The sequence below is a fragment of the Mycobacterium sp. IDUB_17 genome (assembly GCF_055419465.1).
Map to the genome: position 1 here is coordinate 488,273 of NZ_JBVAXS010000006.1, position 10,304 is coordinate 498,576.

General features: G+C 66.8%; 8 protein-coding genes and 1 pseudogene. 7 read left to right on the top strand and 2 right to left on the bottom strand.

Features of this window, described 5'->3' with window-relative positions:
• The first annotated feature begins 37 nt into the window (after nt 1–37).
• The 4 genes from ACZYZ7_RS25720 to ACZYZ7_RS25735 all read left to right on the top strand — a co-directional run bounded on the left by ACZYZ7_RS25720 (nt 38) and on the right by ACZYZ7_RS25735 (nt 4,796).
• A complete protein-coding gene (locus ACZYZ7_RS25720; protein ID WP_463742133.1) occupies nt 38–910 on the top strand; it encodes a carbohydrate ABC transporter permease in 873 nt (290 codons plus the stop codon).
• The gene (locus ACZYZ7_RS25725) at nt 897–1,709 is read left to right on the top strand and encodes a carbohydrate ABC transporter permease (RefSeq protein WP_450072195.1); all 813 of its coding nucleotides are present in this window, start codon (nt 897–899) and stop codon (nt 1,707–1,709) included. Before ACZYZ7_RS25720 ends, ACZYZ7_RS25725 begins: the two co-directional genes overlap by 14 nt.
• A 76-nt stretch (nt 1,710–1,785) precedes the next feature.
• On the top strand, nt 1,786–3,111 hold the full coding sequence (locus ACZYZ7_RS25730; protein ID WP_450072194.1) for an ABC transporter substrate-binding protein: 1,326 nt from the start codon (nt 1,786–1,788) through the stop codon (nt 3,109–3,111).
• A 752-nt stretch (nt 3,112–3,863) separates the two neighbouring features.
• Entirely contained in the window at nt 3,864–4,796 is a 933-nt protein-coding gene (locus tag ACZYZ7_RS25735; protein WP_463742146.1) for a DUF4349 domain-containing protein, read from the top strand.
• Here the strand turns inward: ACZYZ7_RS25735 and ACZYZ7_RS25740 are convergent.
• Nucleotides 4,686–5,528: a CbiQ family ECF transporter T component gene (locus ACZYZ7_RS25740; RefSeq protein WP_463742134.1), complete on the bottom strand. Its 843-nt coding sequence runs from the start codon at nt 5,526–5,528 to the stop codon at nt 4,686–4,688. The genes ACZYZ7_RS25735 and ACZYZ7_RS25740 overlap by 111 nt on opposite strands.
• Nucleotides 5,525–7,576 carry an ABC transporter ATP-binding protein gene (locus ACZYZ7_RS25745; RefSeq protein WP_463742135.1) on the bottom strand — a complete coding sequence of 684 codons (2,052 nt, stop codon included), beginning with the start codon at nt 7,574–7,576 and terminating at the stop codon, nt 5,525–5,527. The genes ACZYZ7_RS25740 and ACZYZ7_RS25745 overlap by 4 nt, the downstream gene beginning before the upstream one ends.
• A gap of 104 nt (nt 7,577–7,680) precedes the next feature.
• Here ACZYZ7_RS25745 and ACZYZ7_RS25750 point away from each other — a divergent pair, with 104 nt between their 5' ends.
• The 3 genes and pseudogenes from ACZYZ7_RS25750 (at nt 7,681) to ACZYZ7_RS25760 (ending at nt 10,120) form a co-directional block, all read left to right on the top strand.
• Nucleotides 7,681–8,157 (top strand): MarR family winged helix-turn-helix transcriptional regulator, encoded by a 477-nt coding sequence (locus tag ACZYZ7_RS25750; protein WP_135456106.1) that lies wholly within the window; start codon nt 7,681–7,683, stop codon nt 8,155–8,157.
• An 18-nt stretch (nt 8,158–8,175) separates the two neighbouring features.
• Nucleotides 8,176–9,388 (top strand): annotated as a pseudogene (locus ACZYZ7_RS25755) (MFS transporter).
• A gap of 54 nt (nt 9,389–9,442) precedes the next feature.
• Complete coding sequence (locus ACZYZ7_RS25760) at nt 9,443–10,120, top strand: YoaK family protein (protein ID WP_286175073.1); 678 nt, start codon at nt 9,443–9,445, stop codon at nt 10,118–10,120.
• The last annotated feature ends 184 nt before the right edge of the window (nt 10,121–10,304 follow it).

Consider the following 10,304-nt stretch of genomic DNA (forward strand, 5'->3'; position numbering starts at 1 on the left):
GTGGCGTCCGGAGGTCATGACCGGCTTTAATGGCCCCATGGCCACCTCGCGTGTCCGCACCACCGCACTGGGGTACGCGCTTGTCGCCCCCAGCCTGTTCGGCGTAGCCACCTTCCTGTTGCTGCCCATGCTGGTGGTGGTCTGGCTGAGCCTGCAGCGGTGGGACCTGCTCGGTCCGATCGAGTATGTGGGACTGGATAATTGGGCATCGGTACTCACCGATTCGTCGTTCGCCACCTCGCTTGCCGTGACGCTGCTGTTCGTGCTCCTCGTGGTGCCGACCCAAACCGTGCTGGGACTGATCGCAGCATCGCTGCTGGCCCGCGGACTCCCCGGCACCGGCTTCTTCCGCACCGTGTACGTATTGCCGTGGATCTGCGCGCCCCTGGCCATCGCCGTGTTGTGGAAGTGGATCCTGGCTCCCACCGATGGGGCGCTGAGCACTGTGCTGGGCCGGCAGGTGGACTGGCTCACGGATCCGGGCCTCGCGCTTCCGGTGGTGTCGGCCGTGGTGGTGTGGACGAATGTCGGCTACGTGACGCTGTTCTTTCTGGCCGGCATCCTCAACATCCCGGCCGATGTCCACAACGCCGCCCGCACCGACGGCGCCACCGACTGGCAGCGGTTCCGCCACATCACCCTGCCGATGCTGCGCCCGACCATGTTCTTCGTCCTGGTCACCGGAATCGTCAGCGCCGCGCAGGTATTCGACACCGTGTATGCGCTCACCGCGGGTGGGCCGCAGGGCCATACGGACCTGATCGCCCACCGCATCTATGCCGAGGCGTTCGGCGCGGCCGCGGTGGGCCGCGCCTCGGTGATGGCCATCGTGCTGTTCGCCATCCTCGTCGGGATCACGCTCCTCCAGCACATCTACTTCCGCCGCAGGATCAGCTATGACCTCACGTAACGCGCTGATCTACGTGGGGCTGCTCCTCGGCGCGGTGATCACCCTGTTGCCCTTCGGACTCGGGCTGCTCACCTCGTTCACCTCGGCCGAGCAGTTCGCCACCGATCCCCCGCCGTCGCTGCCCACGCCGCCGACGCTGGAGAACTACACCGGGCTGGCCGACGCCGGGTTCGGTCGCGCCATCGTGGTCACCGCGTTGATGACCGCCGTCATCCTGCTGGGCCAACTCGTGTTCTCGGTACTGGCCGCCTATGCCTTTGCCCAGCTCCAGTTTCCCGGCCGTGACGCACTGTTCTGGGTCTACATCGCAACGTTGATGGTGCCTGCGACGGTGACCGTGGTGCCGCTGTATCTGATGATGGCCGAGGCCGGATTGCGAAACACCTTCTGGGCGCTGGTGCTGCCGTTCATGTTCGGCTCGCCGTACGCGATCTTCCTGCTGCGCGAGTACTTTCGGTCCATTCCGCGCGACCTGATCAACGCAGCCCGCCTCGATGGCGCTCACACCCTGGACGTGATCACCCATGTGGTGGTGCCGGCCAGCCGGCCGATCCTGGTGACCCTGGCCTTGATCACCGTGGTGAGCCAGTGGAACAACTTCCTGTGGCCACTGGTGATAACCAGTGGCAGCAAGTGGCAGGTGCTCACGGTCGCGACGGCCGGGCTGCAGACGCAGTACAACGCGCAGTGGACGCTGGTGATGGCGGCGACCACGGTGGCGATCGTCCCGCTGATCGTGTTGTTCATCGCGTTCTCGCGCAACATCGTCCGCTCGATCGTCGTGACGGGGATCAAATGAGCGTCGAGATCGACACCAGGGCTGTGAACACGCCGCCGCAACGACCCTCACGTCGATCTCGCGGTAGGCAGCGGCCATGAGGCGCTCGACGATGGCCGCGATCGGCCTCGCGCTGACCATGGTCGTCCTCCTCGTCGCCGCGGTGCTGCTCGGCCACACCACCGAACCCGAAGGCCGCACCGTCGTCACCGTGCGGTTGTGGGATCCGCAGGTCGCGGCGGCCTACCGGGAGTCCTTCGCCGAGTTCGGCAAGGAACACCCGGACATCGAGGTGCGGGTCAACACCGTCGCGTATTCGGCCTACTTCGACAGTCTGCGCACCGATGTGGCCGGCGGCAGCGCCGACGACATCTTCTGGCTGTCCAACGCCTACCTGGCCGGTTATGCCGACAACGGCCGACTGCTCGACATCGGACAGGCATTGGGCGCCAACGCCGCCCGTGCCTGGGAGCCCTCGGTGGTCAACCAGTTCACCCGCAACGACGCCCTGTGGGCGGTTCCGCAACTGACCGATGCCGGTATCGCGGTGTACTTCAACGCGGACCTGCTCGACGCCGCCGGAGTGGATCTCGCCGAACTGACCACGCTGCGATGGTCGAACGGACCCGACGACACACTGCGATCGCTGGCGGCCCGGCTCACCATCGACGAGCAGGGCCGCTCGGCCGGCACGGATGGTTTCGACATCGGCCGCATCCGGCAGTGGGGCTACAACGCCGCCAACGACCTTCAGGGCATCTACCTCAACTACATCGGCTCGGCGGGCGGCATCTTCAACATCGGTGACCGCTTCGCCTTCGACAATCCGCAGGCCGTCGAGGCGTTCACCTATCTGGTTCGGCTGATCAACGACGATCACGTCGCCCCACCGGCCTCGGCCACCAACAACAACGGAGACTTCTCCCGCAACACCTTCCTGCAGGGTCGGATGGCCCTGTTCCAGTCCGGCACCTACAACCTGGCCGCCATTGCGAATCAGGCCCGGTTCCGGTGGGGTGTGGCGATGCTGCCGGCGGGCCCAAAAGGCCGGGTCAGTGTCACCAATGGCATTGCTGCAGCGGCGAACTCGGCCACCCGGCACCCGGATGCGGTGCGCGAGGTGTTGTCCTGGATGGGCAGCAAGCGCGGCAACGAGTACCTGGGTGTCGAGGGCGCAGCCATCCCGGCCGTGCTGGCCGCCCAGCCCGTTTACCACGACTACTGGAAAGCACGCGGAGTCGACGTCAGCCCCTTCTTCCGGGTGCTGCGGGGGCCGCGCATCCCAGCGCCCGGCGCGGCCGGCTTCCCGGCCGGATATCAGGCTCTCAAGCCGTATTTCGATGAGATGTTCCTGGGCCGCCGTGACATCGAGAAGTCTCTGGCCGACGCCCAGTGGGCGGCGAACACTGCCGCCGCACGTTAGGGAACTGCCGCCGGGTCTGCCAGGCAGGTGTGCGGACCCCTCCAGCGAGCGCGGGATCATGCCGACAACGGACTCGGCACAGGCTCCGGTGCTTCGCTCTGGTTGGGCCACCATGCGCGCGGCGCCACCGCCAACTGGGCACGTCGCCGACCGCCGCGATAATTCACGTAGTACTGATCGAGTTCCTCTTGGCTGAGGGGTTCGGCGAAGATGTTCCCGCAATGGAGGGGATGGCGATTCCTACGGCACTCGGCCAGCTTCAGGACCTGCTTGCGGAAACACATTACGGCTCCGATAAGGGAGCCTCCCAGGGCCACACCGGCGACTGCAGCCCAACCACTTCGGTAGGCCAAGGCCACTTCGAACTGCCCCTGCAGGGCGAACGTGCAAAGCAGAAACACATATCCCATGAATGCGTATGAAATGTGACGAACAATCTTCAACATCCTCACCTCATAAGACTCTCGTAGCGGCCAACAAGGCGCCGGCTTTGCGTCCCTTGTTGATTGGGCATTTCATGCTTTTGATGGTTCGCCGCCCAGGCGGCATTCAAAAGAGGTCTTGACCTTGTGTGGTCACAAAGCTCCCTTGTGCCCAGCACTGCCGGATGCTCTGGTGACCGAACGCTCCACGTCCGGGGCATCAGGAATTCAACACGTGCCTCACAGCACTTCGCCTACATTGGGCTGATGCCCCAGCACACCAGCGCATCCCGCCACCGCCGACTGACGGTGGGACTGTTTGCCGCGGCCATGTTGGCTGCCGCGCCGGCCTGCGCGGCCGGGCACTCCCCCAATTCCTCGGCACCGGCGGCCACTCAGAGCGATGCCGGTTTCGCCCCGGCGGCCCCGGCGCCGGAGGCCGGCCCGGGGATGAAGAACGCGCCGATACCCACCGAGGTCAAACGCGACATCGTCAAGACCGCGTCGATGTCGATCACCACCGGCAATCCGACTGCGGTTGCGGACAAGGCCGTATCGCTTGCCACCGATGCCGGCGGCCGGATCGACAGCCGGTCCGAGGACGCCGGCTCCAGTTCCGGCCGCGCACACATCTCACTGGCGCTGCGGGTCCCGGCCGCCAAACTCGAAGGCACCCTTGACGAGTTCAAGAAACTCGGCACGGTGCAGACCGTCGAGGTCCGCGCCGATGACGTGACCTCGCAGCGCGTCGACCTCGACGCGCGCATCAAGGCGCTGCAGACCTCGGTGGACCGGCTGCTGGGGATCATGCGGGACGCCAAGGATCCCGAGGCCCTCATCCAGGCCGAGAACGCGTTGTCACAGCGCCAGGCGGACCTCGACAGCCTGCGCGCGCAGCGCACCCAGCTCGGTGACCAGATCGACTACAGCACGGTCAATCTCGATATCACCGCGGAGCAGATCGGCGGCCCCGCGCCGCAGTATCAGGGGTTCTGGGGGCAAGTCGAGCGCGGGTGGCACGGCCTGGTCTCGGTGGCGTCGGGGGCGGTGATGGTGTTCGGCCTGCTCCTGCCGTGGCTGGCGGCCGTCGTCATCGCGGCAGTGATCATCGTGGCCGTCATCCGGCTTCTCCGGTCGCGTCCCGACCGGCCGTCAGCGCCGCGGCAGGCTGGTGGGCAGGATGGTCAGCTCCAAAGCCAGGGCACCGCCGCAGACCAGTACGAGGATGGCGAAGGCGATCCAATCCCGCGCCCGGGGCCCTGACGGTGCCGCCGAGATCTGGCCGGCGCCCCCGCGCGCGGTGATGGCATCACCCATCTCGTCGCCACGGCGCAACGCCACGGTGACCGCGGCCGCCAGCAGATCGATCAGATTGGCGATCCGCTGCCTGCGCCGTGCCCGGAACGTCTCGGCCGGTTCGACGGGGCGCAGCCGGTGCGCCGCATACAGCGTGCGGAACTCGTCGATCAGCATCGGGAAAGCCCGCAGTGCCAACGCAATCGTCACCGCCCAGTCGTGCACGGGGATGCGCAGCGGCCGCAGCGGACGGCCCAGCGTGGCCACCGCCGGGGCGACGTCGGCGACGTTGGTCGTCCACGACACCAGCGCACCGAGCCCCAGCAGCACGATCGCCAGCGCGGTCACCCGCAGGTAGTTGAGCAGCCCGCCCAGACCGAGTTGCACCGACCCGATGTCGATAAACGGGGAGCCGCCGGCCAGCGCAGCCAGTGCCCCGCCCACGACCAGCAGGATCCACAGGAAGAACGGGATCGACGGCAGGACGCCACGCGGAATGTGCGCCAGTCTCGCGGTCACCAGCACCAGCACCGCGACGGCGCCGATCGGCACCCATCCGGGGTAGAAGGTCAGCAGCACACCGATACCCGCCACGGAGAGCAGCTTGGTGCCGGCCCACAACCGGTGGATGACGGTGTCGCCGGGCACCGGACGCAACAGCACGACAGGCTTGCGTTGTCCTCGTGTCGGAGCGGTCATCGGGCACCTCCGGCAGCTGTCGGGGCGAGGGCGAGTTCACCGTGATGCAGGTGCAGCGTGCGCGGGCACAGGCCCTCCAGTCCGGTGAAATCGTGCGAGATGACGACGACGGTCAGCCCGTTGTTGCGCCGCAGGTCCTCCAGCAACCGCAGCAGCCCCCGTTGGCTGGCGGCATCCAGTCCGGCCAGCGGCTCGTCGAGGATCAGCGCGCGCGGCGAGCGGGCCAACAATCCGGCCAGTACGACGCGACGCATCTGACCGCCCGAGAGCTGGTCGATACGGCGCTGGGCCAGTGCGGCATCCAGTCCGACCATCTCCAGCGCCCCCGCGACGCGGTCGTGCTCGCGCGCCGAGAAGCCTGCAGCGGAGGCGATTTCACGCCCCACCGTGGGGCGCATCAATTGCAGCCGGGCGGCCTGGAACGAGATCGCCACCGAACCCACCTGCTGCGCCACCGGAACCCCGTCGAGCAGGCAGGCGCCGTAGGTGGGAACCGTCAGCCCGGCCATGATCCAGGCCAGGGTCGATTTTCCGGAACCGTTCAGGCCGTGCACCAGGACTCCGTCGCCCTCGTTGACGGTGAACGTGATGTCACGCAAAGCCGTTTTCGCCCAGGGGGTTCCGCTGGCGTACTCGTGTCCGACACCGGTCAGTTCCAGCACCGGCGCGGCGTTGTGCACGACGGGCGTTGCGGCGACGGGCACCGCGGAGGTCTGCACCATGTCGGTGTTGTCTGCGGTGCCGCCGTTGCCGTTGAGCATCACGGTGCGGTCGGCGGAATCGGCCTCGTCGTTGTAGTGCGTGATGTGCACCAACGACATCTGGTGATGATCCGTCAGCCCCGACAAGACGTTCATCAAGGTGTCGCGGCCCTGTTGGTCGACCATGCTGGTGACCTCGTCGGCGATCAGCAGCGAGGGTTCGCGGGCCAGCGCCCCGGCGACGGCCAGTCGTTGCAGTTCGCCACCGGACAATCCCCCGGTGTCACGTTCGGCCAGGCCGGAGAGTCCCACTTCGGCCAGGAGCCGCTCCACATCTACGGTCGTGCCGACGGGCAGACCCCACACCACGTCGTCAGCCACCCGGCTCCCGAGTACCTGGCTTTCCGGATGTTGCATCACCACTGCGGTGCCGCCGATGCGGCCCAGCCCCACGGCGCCGGCCCGCTCAATGCTGCCCGCGGTGGGTTGGCGCCCGGCAAGCATGAGCATGAGAGTGGTCTTGCCCGAGCCGTTCGGCCCGGTCACCGCGACATGCTCGCCGGGCTGCAATTCCATCGACACCGGGCCCAGCGCGTCGCGCTCGACGCCGGGGTACCGGAACCGCACGTCGATCAACCGGGCCGGCACAGGAGCGATCGGCGCTGCGTCGTCTTCGTCCTCGTCCTCGGCGTCGAGCTTGTGGACGTCCGGGACCCCGAGCAGCCGGGCCAGGATGCGCGAAAGGGCCCACCAGCCGATCATGCTGATCGAGGTGATGCTGGCGATGCCGAGGAACAGCATGAGCACCGGCCAGTAGTCGATCATCGTGGCAAAGATGTTCCTGAGCGGTGCGGCGGCCACGTCGATCACCGGAATGCGCTCAAGCACCTTGGCGATCCCTTCGATGCCTGCGCTCAGCGAATCGAAGATCAAGCTGCGCAACCTCGTCAACACGGTGAGCGCCACGATGATCGCCGATCCGAACAGCGCCCCGGCCACGATGGCGGCCACGAACGCCGTGCCGGTGCCGCGGCCACGGCGCTTGACCACGCCGCTCAGTCCGCCGATGTAGGCACAGTCGAAGACTGTCATCGCTCCGCCCATGCCGGCGATCAGGAAGGCGATCGTGCCCGCGGCGACGGTGGCCGCGAGCAGCACCCGCAGCCGGTAGCGGTAGGCCAGCAGGCCCATGGGCACCGTTCCGAGCACCGAAAGCCCTCCGGCGAACGGCACCACCACGGCGATGATCGCGGTGGCCGCACAGAGTGCAGCCATCACCGCGGCCTGCGCAAGCTCGCCGGGAGTGAGGCCGCGCCGAGGCGTCGTCGCCGGGGGTATCGCGGTCATCGTTCGATTCTGCCAGCCGCGATCGCGGGTGTCGGGTGCCCGTCATGTGAGCGCGGGCACGCCCGCCGACTAGACTACATAGTAAATCTATGTAACATGGGGGGATGTCGACCCCGACCGAGGATGCCACGGTATCCGACGACACCGAACTCGGCGCTGACCTGTTGGCAGTCGTCGCCCGGTTGAACCGGCTGGCCACCCAGCGCACCCGGCTACCACTGCCCTGGGCTCAGGCCCGGCTGCTGTCCACCATCGAAGATCAAGGCGAGGCACGAATCTCCGACCTCGCCTATCTCGATCACTGCTCCCAGCCGACCATGACCACCCAGGTTCGCCGTCTGGAAGACGCCGGCCTGGTGTCACGCACCACCGATCCCGGCGATGCCCGCGCGGTTTTGATCCGCATCACCGAGCAGGGCCGGCAGACCCTGGAGCAGGCCAGGGCCGATCGCGCCGCCGTGATCAACCCTCGGCTCGAACGCCTGACCGCCGAGGAGCGCAAGACGTTGGCAGCTTCCGTCGACATCGTTCGACGGTTGCTCACCGACGTCGACGAGCATCCACTGCCGCTCAAAAACTAGATAGGAGTTACCGCCCTGATGTGGCGCCAACCCAAGGCCGTATGGGCCGTCGCTTTTGCCTCCGTCGTCGCCTTCATGGGCATCGGACTGGTCGATCCCATCCTCAAACCGATCGCCGACAACCTCGACGCCTCGCCGTCGCAGGTGTCGTTGCTGTTCACCAGCTACATGGCAGTGATGGGCGTGGCGATGCTGATCACCGGCGTGGTGTCCAGCCGCATCGGCCCCCAAGCGCACCCTGCTCCTCGGCCTGGTGATCATCATCGCCGGGGCCGGCCTGGCCGGGATGAGCGACACCGTGATGGAGATCGTGGGCTGGCGCGCACTCTGGGGCCTGGGCAACGCCCTGTTCATCGCCACGGCGCTGGCCACCATCGTCAACTCCGCGAAAGGCTCTGTGGCACAAGCCATCATCCTCTATGAGGCAGCGCTGGGCCTGGGCATCGCGGTCGGCCCGCTGGTCGGCGGCGTACTCGGCTCGATCTCCTGGCGCGGCCCGTTCTTCGGCGTCTCGGCGCTGATGGCCTTCGCCCTGGTGATCACCGCCTTCCTGCTCCCGGCCACGCCGCGCGCCGAACGCGCCACCACACTGGCAGATCCGTTCCGGGCGTTGCGCCACCGCGGGCTGCTCGGCGTCTCGATCACCGCACTGTTCTACAACTTCGGGTTCTTCACCCTGCTGGCCTTCACCCCGTTCCCGCTGGACATGACCGCCCATCAGATCGGGCTGATCTTCTTCGGCTGGGGTCTGGCGTTGGCGTTCACCTCCGTGGTGGTTGCCCCACGGCTGCAGCACCGTTTCGGCACGGTGCGGGTACTCATCCTCAACCTGCTCGCCTTCACCGCCGTGCTGGCCGTAATGGCGGTGTGGACGGATTCCAAGGCAGTCCTGGCATCGGGAGTGGTGATCGCGGGCCTGTTCATCGGCATCAACAACACGCTGATCACCGAAACCGTGATGAAGGCGGCCCCGGTGGAGCGTGGTGTCGCCTCGGCCGCCTACAGCTTCCTGCGCTTCGGCGGTGCCGCCGTGGCGCCCTGGCTGGCCGGGGTGCTCGGCGAGCAGGTCAGCGTGCACCTGCCGTATTGGGTGGGCGCGGTCGCCGTGCTGGCCGGTGCCGGTGTGCTGACCCTGACCCGTCCGCACCTCGTCGGGATCGACGTCGAGGAGGACGAACTCGACGAGCTCACCGACGAGGCGACTGCGGTCACGGTCGGCTCCGACAGCTGACGCCGGCGGCGAATCCCACCCCGAGCGTCGGCAACGCTCCCCACAATGGGTGACATGTCGCAACAGTTCGACGGCGAGGCCCGGTTGTCATGGGTTCTGGCCGGCCTGGCCGGACTACTGGGGGCAGCGGCGTTCACCCATTCGGCGGGGTACTTCGTCACCTTCATGACGGGCAATACCGAGCGGGCCTTCCTCGGGCTGTTCCAGGACGAGACGTGGCTGGCGATCGGCGCCGCACTGCTGTTGGCATCCTTTGTCGGCGGTGTGGTGATCGCATCGCTGTGCCGCCGCCATCTCTGGGTCAATCACCCGCATGGCGCCACCGTGCTGACGACGCTGGCGCTGGTGGTGTCCACTGTGGTCGACATCCTCGAACGCGGCTGGACGGCCCGCGATGTTCCGTACGTACCAATCCTGTTCGTGGCCTTCGGCATCGGCGCATTGAACACGTCGTTCGTGAAGGACGGTGAGGTGTCGATCCCGCTCAGTTATGTGACCGGGACGCTGGTGAAAATGGGACAGGGCATCGAACGCCACATCAGCGGAGGCCGGCTGAGTGATTGGCTGGGATATTTCCTGCTCTGGGCCGGATTCGCCGGCGGCGCCGTCGTCGGTGGGCTCATCAGCGTCGTGGTCAGCGGATCCCAGATGCTGCTCGTGGCCACCCTCGTGTGTGGGATCACCGCGGGGTACACGTACTTTTACTTCGATCGCCACGCGTTGTTGAAATAGCGGCCGAGCGCCGAGATTGACGTGAGGGTCGTGATCCGGCGAAAATCACGACCCTCACGTCAATCTCGATGCGCCACACACGATCAGACTCCGCGTGTGTAACGCCATGGCGGAAAAACCGGCGGCAGATTCATACGGTCAATGCAATTTCCGTGACTAGGGAGGTTGCAGGTGCCGCCGGCTT